This is a genomic window from Micromonospora sp. A202, from assembly GCF_006715105.1.
Taxonomy (GTDB): domain Bacteria; phylum Actinomycetota; class Actinomycetes; order Mycobacteriales; family Micromonosporaceae; genus Micromonospora; species Micromonospora zamorensis.
Map to the genome: position 1 here is coordinate 3,313,976 of NZ_VFMP01000001.1, position 16,967 is coordinate 3,330,942.

General features: G+C 73.4%; 16 protein-coding genes and 1 riboswitch. Of the genes, 9 read left to right on the top strand and 7 right to left on the bottom strand.

Annotation, left to right across the window (positions count from 1 at the left end; translation table 11 throughout):
• Positions 1-12: 12 nt before the first annotated feature.
• Entirely contained in the window at positions 13-2,229 is a 2,217-nt protein-coding gene (locus FBZ33_RS15495) for a magnesium chelatase subunit D family protein (RefSeq protein WP_141909590.1), read from the bottom strand.
• Positions 2,226-5,894 (bottom strand): cobaltochelatase subunit CobN, encoded by a 3,669-nt coding sequence (gene cobN, locus FBZ33_RS15500; protein ID WP_141909591.1) that lies wholly within the window; start codon positions 5,892-5,894, stop codon positions 2,226-2,228. Before cobN ends, FBZ33_RS15495 begins: the two co-directional genes overlap by 4 nt.
• A 335-nt stretch (positions 5,895-6,229) precedes the next feature.
• Positions 6,230-6,359: riboswitch (cobalamin riboswitch) on the bottom strand.
• A gap of 347 nt (positions 6,360-6,706) precedes the next feature.
• On the opposite strand from cobN, the gene FBZ33_RS32780 reads away from it, so the two are divergent.
• Positions 6,707-6,874, top strand: coding sequence for a hypothetical protein (locus FBZ33_RS32780; protein ID WP_185755311.1), 168 nt, complete (start codon positions 6,707-6,709; stop codon positions 6,872-6,874).
• 11 nt (positions 6,875-6,885) lie between these two features.
• Here the strand turns inward: FBZ33_RS32780 and FBZ33_RS15505 are convergent, their stop codons facing one another.
• Positions 6,886-7,221 carry a hypothetical protein gene (locus FBZ33_RS15505; protein ID WP_141909592.1) on the bottom strand — a complete coding sequence of 112 codons (336 nt, stop codon included), beginning with the start codon at positions 7,219-7,221 and terminating at the stop codon, positions 6,886-6,888.
• Positions 7,222-7,321: 100 nt separating this feature from the next.
• Here FBZ33_RS15505 and FBZ33_RS15510 point away from each other — a divergent pair, with 100 nt between their 5' ends.
• Positions 7,322-7,933, top strand: a complete 612-nt coding sequence (locus FBZ33_RS15510; protein WP_141909593.1) for an RNA polymerase sigma factor — start codon at positions 7,322-7,324, stop codon at positions 7,931-7,933.
• Positions 7,926-8,636, top strand: a complete 711-nt coding sequence (locus FBZ33_RS15515; RefSeq protein ID WP_141909594.1) for a hypothetical protein — start codon at positions 7,926-7,928, stop codon at positions 8,634-8,636. The genes FBZ33_RS15510 and FBZ33_RS15515 overlap by 8 nt, the downstream gene beginning before the upstream one ends.
• On the opposite strand, the gene FBZ33_RS33380 is transcribed toward FBZ33_RS15515, so the two are convergent.
• Positions 8,633-8,965: a hypothetical protein gene (locus FBZ33_RS33380; protein WP_255508880.1), complete on the bottom strand. Its 333-nt coding sequence runs from the start codon at positions 8,963-8,965 to the stop codon at positions 8,633-8,635. The genes FBZ33_RS15515 and FBZ33_RS33380 overlap by 4 nt on opposite strands.
• A 1-nt stretch (position 8,966) precedes the next feature.
• On the opposite strand from FBZ33_RS33380, the gene FBZ33_RS33385 reads away from it, so the two are divergent.
• Together FBZ33_RS33385 and FBZ33_RS15525 are read left to right on the top strand one after the other, a co-directional pair.
• Positions 8,967-9,248, top strand: coding sequence for a hypothetical protein (locus FBZ33_RS33385; RefSeq protein WP_255508881.1), 282 nt, complete (start codon positions 8,967-8,969; stop codon positions 9,246-9,248).
• A 33-nt stretch (positions 9,249-9,281) separates the two neighbouring features.
• On the top strand, positions 9,282-9,950 hold the full coding sequence (locus tag FBZ33_RS15525) for a hypothetical protein (RefSeq protein WP_221629468.1): 669 nt from the start codon (positions 9,282-9,284) through the stop codon (positions 9,948-9,950).
• A gap of 299 nt (positions 9,951-10,249) precedes the next feature.
• Here FBZ33_RS15525 and FBZ33_RS15530 read toward each other — a convergent pair whose 3' ends face one another.
• A complete protein-coding gene (locus tag FBZ33_RS15530; RefSeq protein WP_370453014.1) occupies positions 10,250-11,764 on the bottom strand; it encodes an MFS transporter in 1,515 nt (504 codons plus the stop codon).
• Between FBZ33_RS15530 and FBZ33_RS15535 the strand changes: the two genes are divergently transcribed.
• Positions 11,670-12,659, top strand: coding sequence for a LacI family DNA-binding transcriptional regulator (locus FBZ33_RS15535; RefSeq protein WP_141909597.1), 990 nt, complete (start codon positions 11,670-11,672; stop codon positions 12,657-12,659). The two genes, FBZ33_RS15530 and FBZ33_RS15535, sit on opposite strands and share 95 nt — an antisense overlap.
• A gap of 87 nt (positions 12,660-12,746) precedes the next feature.
• Positions 12,747-13,445, top strand: a complete 699-nt coding sequence (locus tag FBZ33_RS15540; RefSeq protein ID WP_141909598.1) for an alpha/beta hydrolase — start codon at positions 12,747-12,749, stop codon at positions 13,443-13,445.
• A 42-nt stretch (positions 13,446-13,487) separates the two neighbouring features.
• Here the strand turns inward: FBZ33_RS15540 and FBZ33_RS15545 are convergent, their stop codons facing one another.
• Positions 13,488-14,612, bottom strand: a complete 1,125-nt coding sequence (locus FBZ33_RS15545; RefSeq protein WP_141909599.1) for an aromatic acid exporter family protein — start codon at positions 14,610-14,612, stop codon at positions 13,488-13,490.
• A 347-nt stretch (positions 14,613-14,959) separates the two neighbouring features.
• Complete coding sequence (locus FBZ33_RS15550; protein ID WP_141909600.1) at positions 14,960-15,427, bottom strand: NUDIX domain-containing protein; 468 nt, start codon at positions 15,425-15,427, stop codon at positions 14,960-14,962.
• Positions 15,428-15,514: 87 nt separating this feature from the next.
• On the opposite strand from FBZ33_RS15550, the gene FBZ33_RS15555 reads away from it, so the two are divergent.
• Both FBZ33_RS15555 and FBZ33_RS15560 read left to right on the top strand, forming a co-directional pair.
• Entirely contained in the window at positions 15,515-16,096 is a 582-nt protein-coding gene (locus FBZ33_RS15555) for a hypothetical protein (RefSeq protein ID WP_141909601.1), read from the top strand.
• The gene (locus tag FBZ33_RS15560) at positions 16,078-16,812 is read left to right on the top strand and encodes a hypothetical protein (RefSeq protein WP_141909602.1); all 735 of its coding nucleotides are present in this window, start codon (positions 16,078-16,080) and stop codon (positions 16,810-16,812) included. Before FBZ33_RS15555 ends, FBZ33_RS15560 begins: the two co-directional genes overlap by 19 nt.
• The last annotated feature ends 155 nt before the right edge of the window (positions 16,813-16,967 follow it).

Here is a 16,967-nt window from a genome sequence, read left to right on the forward strand (position 1 = left end):
TCGGTGCCGTCGTCACGCCGCGACGGGAAGCGCGCTGTCGCGAGTGTCGGGGTGGGTGAGAGCGGTCAGCGGGTGGTGGGGGGCACCCAACTGGGTGGCCAGTCGACGCGCCAGGTTGAGGCGGACCGGGCCGGTCTCGCAGTCGACGACGACGCAGGGCGCACCGGTCGCCGCGAGCACCGCCGCAGCTGCCGCGGCGCGGTCCAGCGGGCGGTTGCCCGCCGTGGCCCGGCCGTCGGTGACGACGAGGACGAGCGGACGCCTCAACGGGTCGCGCAGGCGCTCCACCCGCAGCAGGTCGGCGGCCGCGAGCAGCCCTTCGGCCAGCGGCGTACGCCCACCGGTGGGCAACTCGGCCAGCCGGGTCGAGGCGGCCAGCACCGACGAGGTGGCCGGCAGCAACGTCTGCGCCTCGGCGCCACGGAAGGCGATCACCGCGACCTTGTCCCGCCGCTGGTAGGCGTCGGTGAGCAGGGCGAGCACCGCGTCCTTCACTGTGGTCATCCGCTGCCGGGCACCCATCGAGCCGCTGGCGTCCACCACGAACAGCACCAGGTTGCCCTCCCGCCCCTCCCGGACCGCCTCCCGCACGTCGTCCGGGCGCAACCGCAGCGGGCCGCTCACCCGTCCCCGGGATGCCTGGTGCGGCGCGGCGGCGCGGACCGTCGCCGGCAGGTGCAAGGCCCCGACCCGGCCGGTCGGCACCCGGGCCCCGGTGGTGCGCCCCCGCCCGGTGCGGGCCCGCGAACGCCGGCCCGGCACGCCGTCACCGACACCGGGCGCGGTGAGCACCCGTGCCTTCAGACCACCCCGGGGTACGGCCACCGGCTGCCCGTCGGCGCCGCCGTTGCGCCCCTGGTCCGGGTCGTCGCCACCGTCCGCGGTGTGCCGGTCGCCGGGCTGAGCGTGCCCGTCGGGGTCGTCCGTCGGGCGCTGCGGCGAGCCGTCGTCGTCAGCTCCGCTCGACACCTCGGTCCGCCCGTCCGGGCCGGCGTCACCCTCGGCGGGCGCACTCTCGGCCGGGCCGGGTACACGCTGGTCGACCACGTCGCCGCCGCTCCCCCCACCGCCGGCCGGGCCGCCACCGCCTGATGGGCCGCCACCACCCGGGCCGTCGTCGTCCGGGCCCGGGTCGTCCGGCTCGTCGGGGTGGGCGTCCTGGGCACGCTGCAACGCCTCGTCCAGGCGCTTCTCGTCCAGGCCGGGGGTGTCGAACGGGTCGCGGCGGCGGCGGTGCGGCAGGGCCAGTCGGGCGGCCACCCGGACGTCGTCGATGCTCACCCGGTCCCGGCCGTGCCAGGCGGCGTGGGCCAGAGCGGTACGGGCGGTGACGATGTCGGCGCGCATCCCGTCCACGTCGAACGCCGCGCACACCTCGGCGATCTGCCGCAGCGCGGCGTCCGGAAGTCGTACCCCGGGAAGCCGGCGTCGGGCGTCGGCCACCTGGCCGGCGATCTCCGCGTCGGCGTCGGCCCACCGGGCGGCGAAACCGGCCGGGTCGGCGTCGGCGGCGAGCCGGCGGCGGACCACCTCGACCCGGACCTCCGGGTCCCGGCTGGCGCCCACCTCGACGGTGAGCCCGAACCGGTCGAGCAACTGCGGACGCAGCTCCCCCTCCTCCGGGTTCATCGTGCCGACCAGCAGGAACCGGGCCGCGTGGCTGACCGAGACGCCTTCGCGCTCGACGTGGCTGCGGCCCATCGCCGCAGCGTCCAGCAGCAGGTCCACGAGGTGGTCGTGCAACAGGTTGACCTCGTCGACGTAGAGCACCCCCCGGTGGGCGGCGGCGAGCAGACCCGGCTCGAAAGCGCGTACGCCCTCGCCGAGGGCCTTCTCCAGGTCCAGCGAGCCGACCACCCGGTCCTCGGCGGCGCCGACCGGCAGCTCCACCAGCCGGGCCGGACGCGTCTCGGCGGCGGCACCGGCCGGGTGCGGCCCGTCCGGGCAGCCCGGGTCCGGCTCGGCCGGGTCACAACCGAAGCGGCAGCCGGCGACCCGGCGGACCGGCGGCAGCAGCGCGGCGAGTGCCCGAACGGCTGTGGACTTGGCGGTCCCCTTCTCACCCCGGACCAGCACACCGCCGATCGCCGGGGACACCGCGTTGAGCAGCAGCGCCAGCCGCATGTCGGCCATGCCAAGCACGGCACTGAACGGATAATTGACGATCACTGTGCCTTCCTTCGATCGCGACTGCGGGGCTCGCAAACCCGGCTCACTCCTCGCGCTCACACCCGATCCTCCAGGTCGCCCTCGCTGGCCAGGTACGTGTCGCGCAGCCGGTCCAGGGTGGCCGGCTCGGGTTTGGCCCACAGCCCCCGGTCGGCGGCCTCCAACAGGCGTTCGGTGATGCCGCGCAACGCCCACGGGTTGGACTGCTCCAGGAACTCGCGGGTGGTGTCGTCGAACAGGTACGCGGCGGCCAGGTGCTCGTACATCCAGTCGTCGACCACGCCGGCGGTGGCGTCGTAGCCGAACAGGTAGTCCACTGTGGCGGCCAGCTCGAACGCGCCCTTGTAGCCGTGCCGGCGCATCGCGGCGATCCACTTCGGGTTGACCACCCGGGCCCGGAACACCCGCCGGGTCTCCTCGCCCAGCGTGCGCGTGCGCACGTCGTGCGGCATCGCCGAGTCACCCACGTACGCCTGCGGTGACGTGCCGGTGAGGTGACGGACCATCGCCACCATCCCGCCGTGGTACTGGAAGTAGTCGTCCGAGTCGACGATGTCGTGCTCGCGGGTGTCCTGGTTCTTCACCGCCACCGCGATCCGGGCGAAGGAGCGTTCCATGTCGGCGCGCGCCTCCCGCCCGTCCAGGCCCCGGCCGTAGGCGTAGCCGCCCCACACCGCGTACACCTCGGCCAGGTCCGCGTCGCTGCGCCAGGTCCGCGCGTCGATCAGGGGCAGCAGGCCCGCGCCGTACGCCCCGGGCTTCGAGCCGAAGATCCGGGCGGTCGCGCGCCGCTCGTCACCGTGCTCGGCGACGTCGGCGGCGACGTGCGCCCGCAGGTAGTTCTCCTCCTCCGGCTCGTCCAAGACGGCGACCCGCCGCACGGCATCGTCGAGGAGTGCCACCACGTGCGGAAACGCGTCGCGGAAGAACCCGGAGATGCGCACTGTCACGTCGACGCGCGGCCGGCCCAGCTTGGCGGTCGGCACCACCTCGATGCCGGTGACCCGCCGGGACCGCTCGTCCCACACCGGCCGGCAACCCAGCAGCGCGAGCACCTCGGCGATGTCGTCGCCCTGGGTGCGCATCGCGCTGGTGCCCCACACGGTCAAACCCACCGAGCGGGGGTACGCCCCGGTGTCGGCGAGGTGCCGGGCGAGCAGCGAGTCGGCGAGGGCCACCCCGACGTCCCAGGCGTTGCGGCTGGGGATGGCCTTGGGGTCGACGGAGTAGAAGTTGCGGCCGGTGGGCAGCACGTTGACCAGGCCCCGGGTGGGCGAACCGGACGGGCCGGGCGGCACGAACCGGCCGTCGAGCGCGCCGAGGGTGTTGGTCAGCTCGTCGGTGGTCCGGTCCAGCCGGGGCACCAGCTCGGTGGCGGCGAAGTGCAGCACGGCGGCGACGTCCGGCATCGGCTGGCCGGTCACCTCCGCCACCACCGCGTCGACGGCCTCGGCGTCCCAGCCGAGCGTCTCCATCCCGATGACCAACCGCCGGGCGAGGGCCTCGATCAGGTCGACGGCGTCGGCGGCGGTGCCGGCCGGCCCGTCCACCACGTCGGTCAGCGCCGTGGGCACCGTCAGTCGTTCACCCGGCGCCGCGAGCAGCGCCTGCTCGTCGAGGGAGTACGCGACGGCGAGCGCCTGCCGCAGGCCGGGCAGGGCGCGGGCGCCACCCCAGATCTGGGGGGCGCGCAGGACCGCGAGGACCAGGTTGACCCGGGGCTCGCCGGTGGGCGCGTCGGCGAGGATGTGCAGACCGTCGCGGATCTGCACGTCCTTGACCTCGCAGAGGTACCCGTCCAGGTGCAGCACGAACTCGTCGAAGTCGTCCGCGTCGGGCATCGCCTCGGCGTGCAGGTCGTGGTGCAGCTCGGCGGCGCGTACGAGGTCCCAGATCTGCGCCCGCACGGTGGGCACCTTCGCCGGGTCGAGGGCCTGCACTGTGGCGTACTCGTCGAGCAGTTGCTCCAGTTTGGCCAGGTCGCCGTACGTCTCGGCGCGGGCCATCGGCGGCACCAGGTGGTCGATCACCACGGCGTGCGCCCGGCGCTTGGCCTGGGTGCCCTCACCGGGGTCGTTGACGATGAACGGGTAGACCAGCGGCAGGTCGGCGAGGACCGCGTCGGGCGCGCAGTCGGCGGCCAGACCGAGGCCCTTGCCCGGCAGCCATTCGAGGGTGCCGTGCTTGCCCAGGTGCACCACGGCGTCCGCGCCGAAGCCGCCGTCGGCGACCGGCGCGGCCAGCCAGCGGTACGCGGCCAGATAGTGGTGACTCGGCGGCAGGTCCGGGTCGTGGTAGATGGCGATCGGGTTCTCCCCGAAACCGCGCGGCGGTTGGATCAGCAGCACCACGTTGCCGAAGCGCAGCCCGGCGAGCACGACGTCGCCGCTCTCGGTGTAGAGCTGGCCGGGCGGCTCACCCCAGTGTTCCCGCATCCGTTCGCGCAGCTCGGTCGGGACCTGATCGAACCAGCGCCGGTACGTCGGCCCCGGTATCCGGGCCTCGGCGGCGGCCAACTGCTCCGGGGTGAGCCACTCCACGTCGTGACCGCCGGCGGCGATCAGCGCGTGGATCAGCGCGTCGCCGTCCTCGGGCGGTGGAGCGTCACCCAGGTCGTAACCCGCCTCGGCGAGTGCGGCGAACAGGCGGACCGCCGAGACCGGGGTGTCCAGCCCGACGGCGTTGCCGACCCGTGAGTGCTTGGTGGGGTACGAGCTGAGGACGACGGCGACCCGCTTGTCGGCGTTGGGCACGTACCGCAGCCGGGCGTGGCGCACGGCGATCCCGGCGACCCGGGCGGCCCGCTCGGCGTCGGCGGCATAGACCGAGAGCCCGTCGGCGTCGATCCGCTTGAACGAGAACGGCACGCTGACGATCCGGCCGTCGAACTCGGGGATGGCCACCTGCATCGCCGCGTCCAACGGGGACAGTCCGGCGTCGCTGCCGGCCCACTGCTCACGGGTGCTGGTCAGGCAGAGCGCCTGGATGATCGGCACGTCCAGGGCGGCCAGGGCGCCCACGTCCCAGGCGTCCTCGTCGCCGCCCCCGGACGCGTCCGCGGCGACCGCGCCACCGGCCGCGAGCACGGTGACCAGCAGCGCGTCGCAGCGGGCGAAGAGCCCGAGCGGCCCCGCGCCCGTGGTCAGGCCCCGCAGCGAGCCGCAGAAGATCGGCAGCGGGTTGCCGCCGGCTTTGTGGACCGCGTCCGCGAGGACGTCGACGAAACCGGTGTTGCCGGCGAGCGCGTGCGCCCGGTAGAAGACGATTCCCACCGTGGGCCGGTCCGGGTCTGCGGGGTGTTCGCCGTGCACGCCGTATGCCGGGGTGGGTGCGGGCGGGGCGAACCCCTCGCCGGTGAGCAGCACCGTGTCGGAGAGGAACCGGGCCAGCTGCGCCAGGTTGTCCGGCCCACCCTCGACCAGGTACGCCAGAGCCTGGGTGACGACCCCGGACGGCACTGTGGAGATGGCCATCAGCTCCGCGTCGGGCAGCGTCTCGCCGCCCAGCGCGACCGTCGGCACGCCGGTGGCGAGCACCGCGGCGAGGCCGTCCGGCCAGGCCTGTCGGCCGCCGAGCAGGCGTACGACGACGAGGTCGACCCCTTCGAGCAGGGCGGGCACCTCGTCGGCGGCGACCCGGGCGGGGTTGGCCAGCCGGTAGTCGGCGCCGCTGGCGCGGGCGGCCAGCAGATCGGTGTCGGCGGTGGAGAGCAGCAGGATGCGCACGGCAGGCTCCGGAGAGTGACGCCCTGGCCGCCACGGAGGCGACCTGGACGAAGCGGGTGGGTGCGGCGTCAGCCAGCACGACGGCGCGATCGGCTTGGCGACGCGGGCGTCGGGGCCGTTCAGCGCCGGGCGCTCAGCTCAGCGGGGCCGGTGGCCGACGCGGGCGACCTGGAGCACGCCGACGAGGCCGGCCCGGAGCATGCTGGTCCGGCCGGTCGTGGGTGCGGTGCGGCGCCCGCGATGCGGGTCATCACGATGCTCGTCGATTAATGAGACGCCATGCGTCATCGGGTCCTCCTCGGGTGTCCACGCCCTGGGGTACGTCCCGACGGCCGAAGTATCCTGGCTTCCGGATCGACGCTCTCCCCCGGCCTTCCAACCGCAGACACACGGCCGTGACTCACGAGGGGGGATCGCTCCCCGGTGACAGTGGCGGGACCGCGTCGGAATCGCACCGACTTCCTTCACTGCCGTCAGGCCGCGAATGCTGCCACACCGCCGCGCCGCCGGTCAACGCTGGCCCAGCCCGCCGAACTGGCGCCCCTCATCGAGATTCGCCGACTTGTCTGCCCTCGAACCGTCACGTTGCAAAGCCCCGAATCAATGCCAGCCCTCCTTTGCTCTGCTTACCTATAGGCACCAGTGACGCTCCGTGTCTGGTGCAGATAGGTAAGCAGAGCAAAGGGAGGTAGCACCTACCCTGGCCTGCGCCGATCGTCCGAGGGTGCGGTGGCATGCGGCACCCTCACCTAGGATCGGCGACCACCGGAGCAGCGTCCGCGATCAATCACGGGAGGATCACCATCGTCGCCATGCGATTCCACCACCTCGCCGGCCGTGTCTGGTTCTGCCCGGGCGATTCGGACCCGGAGGTGGTCCAGGCCGGCGTCGCCGTCGTGGCCGACGAGCGCGGCAGTGTGATGATCGACGCCGAGCCGATGACGCTTGAGCAGGCCCGCTCAGCCGTCGAGGCCGCCTGAACAGACGAGCCTCAGCGGGCGTGCCGTTCCGGGTGGGCCCGGCTCCAGGTGCGCATCCGTTCCGGGTATCCGGTGCGCGCCGCCTCGTACAGCGGCACCGCGTGCTCGCGGGCGATGGACCCCGCCGCCCGCGGTGTGCCGGTACGACGACGGATCCACTCGCCGTCGTGGGCGATCGCCACCACCGTGGTGTCCGTCGCGGTCGTCTCCGGCTCCAGGTAGAACTCCACCCCCCGCCGGCTGGCGACGAACTCCTCCAGCGCCGCGAGATCCTCGCGGGTCGCCTCCCGGTCCAGCTTCGTCGGGGTCGCCTCGGCACCCCGTGACCGGCGGTTGAACCAGCTCATGACCAGCCCCTCTCCTCGACGCCCCTCCAGTGCAGCACCGAATCCTGGCAATACGCTGCACGCCGGATGGGAGACAGCTGACCCGCGTCAAAAGGGACGGGTGGAACCACCGTGGCGTAGGCGGTGTCATGAGTGTGATCCGAACGGAGGCCTCCCCCTGGACGACGACGCTCTCGTCACCCGCGCTCGGGCCGGTGACCTGGAGGCGTACGACCTCCTGGTCGCCCGGCACACCGCGTCCGCACACCGGACGGCGGTGCTGCTCGGCGCGGGATCGGACTCCGAGGACGTCATCCAGGAGGCGTTCGTGAAGGCGTACCGCAAGCTGTCCCGTTACCGGGGCGAGTCGTCCTTCCGATCGTGGCTGCTCGCGATCGTCGCCAACGAGACCCGCAACCTGCACCGGTCCCGCGGCCGGCGGGACGGGCTCGTCCTGCGGGCCGCGGCGGCGGACCCGACGTCCGAGATCGCCGAGGACGGGGCGGTCGGCGCCGTCCTCGCCGGGGAGCGCCGCGCCTCGCTGGTGCAGGCCCTGCGTCAGCTCCCGGTACGCGACCGCGAGGTGATCGTCTGCCGGTTCTTCCTCGACCTCAGCGAGGAGGAGACGGTGGCGGCGCTGGGGTGGCCCCGGGGCACTGTCAAGTCGCGCACGTCCCGGGCGCTGGCGAAGCTTCGCGGCCTGCTCGACCGCGAGGAGGTCCGGCATGGGTGACCTCGAACGGGAGCTGCGCGACCTCTCCGCCTGGCTGGAGACACCCGATGCGCCGGACGTGACCGCTCGTGTCCGCGTACGCCTCGACAGGCCGGCGCGCCGGTGGCGTCCGCTTGCCGCGGCGGCGCTCGTCGCCGTGGTCGTGGCGGTGGTGCCCCCGACCCGCGCCGCCGTCGCCGACGCTGTCACGGGGCTGCTGCGCTTCGCCGGTGTCAGCATCGCCACCACGCCCGCCCGCACGCTGCCCGGCGGCACGCCGTCGCCGTTGCCCGGCCAGCGGTCCATCACCCTGGACGAGGCCCAACGGGCGGTGCGGTTCCCGATCCGTCAACCCGCGAAGCTCGGCCCACCCGAGCGGGTGCTGGTCGCCGACCCCGACGCCACGGGCACCTGCCGGGTGGCGACGTTGCTCTACAACGGGGGCGCACTGCGCGTCGACGCGTTCGACGGTCGTCTCAATCTGGCCTTCCACAAGGAGGTCAGCCCGCCGGGAGCGGACTGGGTCCAGGTCAACGGCGACTTCGCCATCTGGGTGGACGGGCCACACGTGCTGTCGTACGTGGACCGCTCGGGCGGGGTCCGCCAGGAGACCGCCCGACTGGCCGCCTCGACCCTGATCTGGCAGGAGGGCGACGTGAGCTACCGGCTGGAGGGTGCCGTCGGCAAGGCGGAGGCGATCGAGATCGCCCGCTCGCTGCGCTAGGTGTTCCAGGGAACCTGGCGGGCGCGGCCGGTGTCATGACGGTGCGACGAGGCGTCGGCACGTACCGGAAGGGGCGAGATGGTTTCCTGGGGCAGATGGGTGCTGGCATCATCGGTGGTCCTGCTGGCGGGGTGCACGACCACGACCAGCGGCGGGGCAGCCGCGCCGACGAACTCTGCCGCCACCACGGCGAGCGCCACGGCCGCCACGGCGAGCGCCACGACCGGCTGCGCGGCGCGGGTCGAGACCGGGTCGCTGCCGGACTGGGCGGACGCCGGGTTCAGCGGGGACGCCCGGGTCCCGCACGTGTTCGGCGCGAAGGGTGACATCGTGGCGGTGGTGTTCGCCCATCCGCTGCGGCAGCACCGCAAGGACGGGTCGAATAACAAGATCCTTTGGGTGGCCCGGGCCGCCACGACCTCGCCCGACACGAGCGCACCGGCGACCCTGGTGATCACCGCGACGCTCGACGGCACCGACACCCGGGTCACCCGGGAAGTCGCCGGCGGACCGGGCCCGTCGATCATCGACATGCCCCAGCCCGGTTGCTGGCGCCTCGACCTGCGCTGGTCCGGTCACACCGACACCATGGACCTGGTCTACGCACCATGACGGCGTGCCCTGGCGCCGCCTATGCTGCCGGGCGTGCTGAAGGACGCGCGGGTGGCGGCGGCCCGCAACAACGCCGAATGGTGCGACATCGTCTGCGGCAGCCACGGGCTGGCCGGCCTCACCGACGACGAGGCCTGGTCGGTCCCGCGCCGCTCACCCCCGTGGTATCCGGACGCGGTCACCCTGCGGCCGGGGGTCGACGCCGAGGCCCTGCTGGCGCGCATCGACGCGGGGCCCGGCGCCTCGGTGAAGGACAGCTTCGCCGACCTCGACCTATCCGGGTACGGCTTCCAAGTGCTCTTCGACGCCCAGTGGGTCCACCGCCCTCCGGCGGAACCACCGGCCGACGCGCCGCTCACCCCGGTCAGCACCCCGGACGAGTTGGCGGCCTGGGCAGCGGCACACGGCGGTGGCGAGCTGTTCCGCCCCGCGCTCCTGACCGATCCCCGGGTACGGGTGCTCGCCCGCCACGACGACAGCGGTGTGATCACCGGCGGCGCGGTTCTCAGTGGTGGCGACGGCCGGTACGGCGTCTCCAACCTGTTCACCCGCACCGACGACCCCGAGGCCATCTGGCGGGCGGTGTGCGCCACCCTGCCCACCGCGTCCCTGGTCGGCTACGAGGAAGCCCCGGACCTACCCCCCGCCCGACAAGCAGGCTTCCACTCGACGGGCCCCCTCCAAATCTGGCTCCACCCCTAACCCCCGTCCGTCCCCCTGCCACCCCCTTTCACACCGTTGATCATGAAGTTAGCGACATCGACACCGGCGTGTCGCGCCGCTAACTTCATGATCAACAGGGCAGGCCAGGCAGGTGGAGGGGCGGGGATCAGGCCAGGTTTTTCGTTCTTCGGGGGTCAGGGTCAGGGTCAGGGCTCCGGCACGGCGCAGTGCCCGCCGCTGCCGCGGTGATCTCGTCGGTTGGCATCGGGCGACACTAACCAGCCCGGGTACGCGGCGCAGTCGGCCGCGCACCCGATACCGCTCGGCGGTGAATGGGGTTAGTTTTTGTGTGCTGACGGAGCCGGTTCGACGGCGTGCGGCGGGCGCAGCACCCGCACCAACAGCAGGGTCGGCAGCAGCAGCAGCGGCACCACCAGCAGCGCGCGCAGGGTGCCTACCTCGTCGCCGAGCAGCCCCAGCAGCGGCGGCCCACCCAGGAACGCGGTGTAGCCGATCACCGCGACCACGCTCACCCGCACCGGCGCGTGTGCCTCCTCGTCGGCCGCCGCGCTCATCCCGACCGGGAAGCCCAGCGACGCGCCGAGGCCCCAGAGCGCGACGCCGACGATCGCCACCGGCCCGGAGCCAGCCAGCACGGCCAGGCTGGCACCGACCACGGCGAGCCCGATGGTGCCGCTGAGCACCGGCACCCGACCCCACCGGTCCAGCGCGACGGTGCCCGCGGTGCGCCCGATGGTCATGCCCACGACGAAGACACCGAAGACCGCCGCGCCAGCGGCCTCACTCAGGTCCCGGCCGTCCACGAACGCGACCGCCAGCCAGTCGTTGGCGGCGCCCTCGGTGAACGCCGCCACCAGCACGAACAGCCCGATCAGCAGGGTGCGCGGCTCCCGCCAGGCAGCGAGCTGCGCCCGGCGACGGGCAGCCGGGGTGGCGTCCGCCGGGTCGCCGGCGTGATCGCCGCCCAGCGGCAGGAACGTCCGGGCCGCGAGTGCGGTGCCGATCAGTACGACCACCGCCACCCCGACGAGGTGCGCGCCCACCGACACGTCGAACCGGGCCGCCCCGGCGCCGAGCGCCGCGCCGGCCACCGAACCGAGGCTCCACGCGGCGTGGAAGCGGGGCATGACGGTACGCCTCAGGCGCCGTTCCACCGCCGCGCCCTCGACGTTCATCGCCACGTCACAGGCGCCGGAGCCGTAGCCGAAGGCGACCAACCCGAGCGCGACGACGGCGAACGAGCCGGCCATCGTTGCGCCCAGCCCCGCCACGGTCAGGCCGACCGCGACCAGCACGGAGGCCAGGGTCACGGTGCGGGCCGCGCCCAGTCGCTGGGCGAGCAGGCCGGAGGTGGGCATGGCGAGCAGCGCGCCGACGCTCATCGCCAGCAGCAGCAACCCGAGCCGGCCGGCGGAGAGGTCCAGCGCCTCGCGGACCGCCGGCACCCGGGAGAACCAACTGCCGACGGCCAGCCCGTTGAGGGTGAAGGTGACCGCCACGCCGTTGCGGGCGAGCAGCACCGCCCGTGACGGCGGCGATGTGGTGGCCGGGGCAACAGCTCTGCTGGTGGGGGCGCTCACGCGTCTGATCCTCTTCTTCGGGGTGATCTCCTGGGACGATCGCACACCTGAGAGCGCTACCACCACAACCGGTAATCCCCTTACCGCTGTTGGAGTGACCAGGGCATGATGTGAACTGGCGTTTGTCCGACCAGATGGGCCGCCGCAGGAGGCAACGATGACGGCAGCGGCACACCGGCCGGCCACTCTCGAGGACGTGGCGCGGGTCGCCGGGGTGTCCCGGTCCACCGCGTCGCGGGTGATCGCCGGCACGGGGTTCGCCTCGCCGACAGCCCGGGAACAGGTCACGGCAGCCGTCGGCCAACTCGGCTACGTACCCAACCCGGCTGCCCGAGCGCTGGTCCGCGGCGGCGGCGTACGACTGGTGGTGGCCGCGCTGGCCGCCAACGAGGCGGTGCTGGACGACCCGTACGTCCACCGGGTGGTCGGCTCGGCCGCCCGGGTCTGCACGGCCGCCGGCGTGGGGGTGGCGCTGCAGTGGCTGCCGCTCGGCGGCTCGCGCAGCCTCGACAAGCTCGCCGAGGATCGCACCGTCTGCGGTGTGATACTGATCAACACCACCGAGGATCTGCTGGACGGGGTGCCACGGTCGCTGCACGGCCGGGTGGTCTCGATCGGCATCGGCTCCGCGACCGTGCCGTCGTTCGACATCGACAACGCCGCCGGTTCCGACGCGGTGCTGCGCCACCTGTACGCCACCGGTCGCCGCCGGATCGCCATGGTGACCGGCCCCCGGTGGCTGCCCTGCGCGCAACGCCCCGTGGAGACGTACCGCCGACTCATGCGTCAGGCCGGCCTGCCGGAGCGGGTGCTGCCCGGGGACTTCACGGCGGCGCGCGGCCGGACAGCGGCCGAGGAGGCGCTGCACCGCTGGCCGGACGTCGACGCGATCTACGCCATCAGCGACGACACCGCGCTCGGGGTGATGGCGGCGCTGCGCGACGCCGGTGTGCGGGTGCCGGGCGACGTGGCGGTGGCCGGCTTCGACGACATCCCGCTGGCCGCGATGACCGCACCGGCGCTGACCACGGCGAGCCACCCGGTGGGGCAGATCGCCACCGCCGCGGCGACCGCCCTGCTGGACGGACGTCCGGCCGCTCCGGCGACTCTCTTCCCGTCCGAACTAGTCGCCCGGGCCAGCGCCTGAGCCAACGGTCAGCACCTCGGCGACGGTTAACCCAGGTCGGGGCGGGTAACCGCGTCGGACGTTTTCCTCGACTGCGAGGGGTGGCCTGTGCCCGACTCCGCGCCGCCGTACCGGACCCCGCAGGACCCCCGGCACGGCCGGTTGACCGCCCGCCGCCACCCGCCGGTGGTGCCGGGGCCGACCGGGCTCGTGCCCATGAATGGCCCCGACGGTGACCAGCTGGCGATGGCGTACGCCCCGGAGCCTGCGACCGACGGGTCGGCGTACCGGTTGGTGCTGCTCCTGCACGGTGCGGGCGGCTCGGCGCGGCAGGGGCTGGACCTGCTGCTGCCCGTCGCGGACGAGCACCAGTTGCTGCTGGTCGCCCCGCAGTCGTCGGCGGCCAGCTGGGACCTGATCGCTGGCGGCTTCGGCGCGGACGTGGCGCGGATCGACGGGCTGTTGGCGACCGTCTTCGACCGCTACCCGATCCAGGAGGTGACGTTCGGTGGGTTCTCCGACGGCGCCTCGTACGCGCTGTCGCTGGGCCTGGCCAACGGCGACCTGGTCGACGCGGTGCTGGCCTTCTCCCCCGGTTTCGCCGCGCCACCGGTCACCGACGGTCACCCCCGGATCTTCATCTCGCACGGCGTCGACGACCGGGTGCTGCCCATCGACGTGTGCAGCCGCCGGCTCGTCCCGCACCTGCACAGCCGTGGCTACGAGGTCACCTACGAGGAGTTCCCCGGCGGTCACGAGATCCCGGCGCCGATCCGCGCTGCCGCCACCACCTGGCTGACCACCTGACCGGGCCGCGGCCAGGAGGCAAGGGCGTCGGTCGGGGACGGGTCAGATCGCCGGGAGGCCGAGGGCTTCGTCCACCCGGGCGAGGACGGCGGCGTCGTCGTCGGGGTTGACGCCACGTAGCAGGTCGATGGCCGTGGCCCGGACCTGACCGATGATCATCGCCAGTGGGAGGGCCTGCGTCGAGCCAAAGAGCTGCCCGGCGGTGCGCACGGCGGCGAGCGCCGACTCGTCGGCTCGAGTTGCGTGCTGATCGGCGATCTCGTGCTGCCCCGTCAGGTCGGCGGCGAGGGCAGCGCCGGCCTCGCGGACCGCCTCGGCCAACGACCGCAGGGCCGCACCCAGCTCGGGTGGTGCCGGGGCGTGCGTCCGGCTGAGTGTCACACCGGCGCGGGCCAAAACCCGGACGTTGCGTACCGCGTAGTCGATCTGCCGGATCGACTCGTCGACCGACTTCAGCCGACCGATGTGCCGACGTCGACGGACGTTGAGCTGCAGCGCCTCGCCGGCGGCGAGCACTCCGTCGCGCAGGCCGTCGACCCGGGCGTCCATCCCCCGGGCCTGCGTCAGCGCGGCGACCGCCGCGGCCTCGTCGCGGTGGTCCAGGGCGTCGGCGATCCCGCCCAGCAGCCCGGCCAACTCGTCGAAGGTTCGCCGGACCTCGGCGACCAGCGGCGCGAGGGGGCGCCGGGCGTCGACCAGCAGGCTGGCCGCGAGCGCGACCGCGCCACCGATCAGCGCGTCGACGAAGCGGAACGGCACCAGTGTGCCGTCCGGTGGTGCGACCACCACCAGGTAGAGCGCGGAGACCGCGGCCTGCACCAGCGTCACGCCGGTGGCGCCGAAGGCCACCGCGAGGAGCACGGTGAGCAGGATGACGGTGAAGACCGTCCAGGTGCTGCCGGGGCCGAGCGCCTGCACGACCAGGTCCGCGACGAGCACCCCGGCGGCGACCCCGAGGACGACCTCGACGGCCCGGCGGATGCGCTGGCCCCGGGCCTGACCGAGAACGATCAGCGCTGCGGCCGGCGCGAAGAAGGGCTGCGGGTGCCCGAGCAACCGGGTGGCGAGCAGCCAGGCCACCGTGGCCGCGACGGTTGCCTCCACCACCGGTCGCCAGCCGTGCCGCACACGCCCGCCAGCCGTCCGCAGACCGCTGAACCGCACCATCGCCAATCTCCCCTTCACTGCGCCGACCGGGTCTGACCGCCAGCGGTCGGCACTCCGCCGTCACCCGCCACCGGTCGCCACCAGTTCGCGGCACCGCGCCGCCCGCGCTCGCTCTGGAGCTGATGTCGTGAACGCATCGCGGGCGCCTGATGTCGTAAGCGATTCAGCTCCAGAGCGCCAGCCCACCGCACCACGCCGCCGATCCACAGCCAACCCACGGCGCCTTCAAGACGAACTGGTCGCCCTGCCGATCGGGGTCGGTGGACCGTGCAACCGGCTCGTCGTCGCGATGCGGGACGCCGCGACGCGGCTCACCCCGGCCCAGCCGCCCTGCGCGGCATGGCCCGCTATGCGGACTGGAGCCCTCCGGCGGGTTGAACCGGCCCCGTGACCGCCCGGCCGGTCGTCATCGCGGCGTACTCGGGTGAGGCGAAAAACTGGGTCAGCACCTCGACGGCGCCCGGTGTCCAGGGGCGGCCGTCGAGCACCTCGTCGCCGGGTACGAAGACCATCGCCGCGCCCTCACCGAGCACCACGTCCTCCTGCCGGGCCCGGGTGCGGCCGAGGAAGTAGTGCTTCACCCGACCCAGCTCGGGAAACGGTTGCACGGCGATCGGGCGCAGCGGCCCGTCCGCGCGCAGGCCGGTCTCCTCCCACAGCTCCCGCTCGGCGGCCTGCTCCGGCGTCTCCCCCGGCTCGCCGTGGCCACCGGGCAGACCCCAGACGTCCGGGTGGTGCGGCGCGTTGCTGTCGCGCAGTTGCAGCAGCAGCCGCCCGTCTGGGTCCACCAGGAGCACGCACGCGATAACGACCATTCCCCCAGCCTATGCCGGCCAGGTGGCGCTGTCGGGTAGACGCTCACGCGATGGCAGTGGCGTGCCGACGCCCTACGCTCGGACGGTATGCGGTGGCGGATCGGTTACCGGCTGCGAAACGCGCTCATCGTCGGCGGCAGCGTCGGCATGGGCCTCTTCGGCTGGCAGACGCTGACCGCCGACGTGCCGAGCCGCCCTCCGGCCGTCGACGTCTGCGGCCTCGTTCGTCCCGAGTCGGTCGCTCGACTGGTGCCCGACGCGTCGCGGCCGGCGGTCGAGCGTGGCGGCCGGGGATACGTCCTGTGCGTGTACACCGGCTGGGTGGGTGTGGGCGCCCACCGCGACGAGGTGGTGCTCTGGTTCGGCTACCACCGGCACACGCGGACGGACGGCGAGTCCGCGGTGCGACGGGCCCGTGCCGACGTGGGCGATTGGCGTTGCACCCGCTGCCGGCCACGTCCGACGCCCGTTCGGATCGGCGATGAGTCCTACGAGCACGGCCTCGCCTATGCCGACGACGGACGGCAGACCGCCCAGGTCACCGCTCGGATCGGCACGGTGACGATCGCCACCGAACTGGACACTGCGTACGCGGCCCGGGACGCCATGTTCGAGGCCGTGCGGAATCTGGCGCAGGAGGTGGCCGCGCGATGCCGCGCAGAATGCTGAGCGAGTCGAACGCCGTGCTGGTGGTCGTCGCCGTGGCCCTCTCCGTGGGCGGCTACGCGCTGGGACGGGTCGTCGCCGGGCCGGTCGAGCGCGCACAGACAGCCGTCGTGGACCGGTTTGCCGCCCCGGTGTCGATGCCTCCTCTGCCGGCGTCGCCGCACTATCCACTGTCGACGCCACGCGCGATGTCGTCTCCCTCCGGAGGAACCCTCGGTGGCGCGAGCTTCGTCGCGGACGAGGCGGTGCCCCTCGGCGAACCGGGGCTGCCGGTGGAAGCTCTGGTGCCCAGGGGCACCGAATGGCGGTGCCTCGTCTTCAGTCTGCCCGGCACCGGCACCGCGTCGACAGCCGAGTGGGAGTGCTCCGAGGGGGCCGCCGACACGACCGGCCAGACGACCTCGCTGCGCGTGTTGCTGGCACCGTGCCCGCCGCCGTGCGATGCCGAGGCCAGGGCCCGGTTACGGCCGCCGTTCGTGGACCCGTCCGCCTGGGCCGTCGACGACAGCACCTGGCTTGCCGATCTCCTGTCACCTCCGGACTGGATGGGCCGCCGGACCCTGCACCTGATGATGGAACATGTCTGGGCGGCGCCGCCCGGGTCACTGGGACCGGGCTCTCCGGCACAGACCCTCTACGTGGCGGCCCGCGTGGAGAACTGGCCCGACGACCGACCCGCGGCGGAGAAGGTCATCAACGGTCTCCACGGCCAGATGTAGCATGCCGAGGCCCACGAAAGCGCAGTAGGGCCCAAAGCTCCAGAATAGTCATTCGGGCTGTCGTCGGGCTCAAACAAATGCGACAGCGCACCGGTACAATCGGCGACTGCCTTGTGACCGATCGCTGACTGCCGACTGTGAAAGCGATCACACAC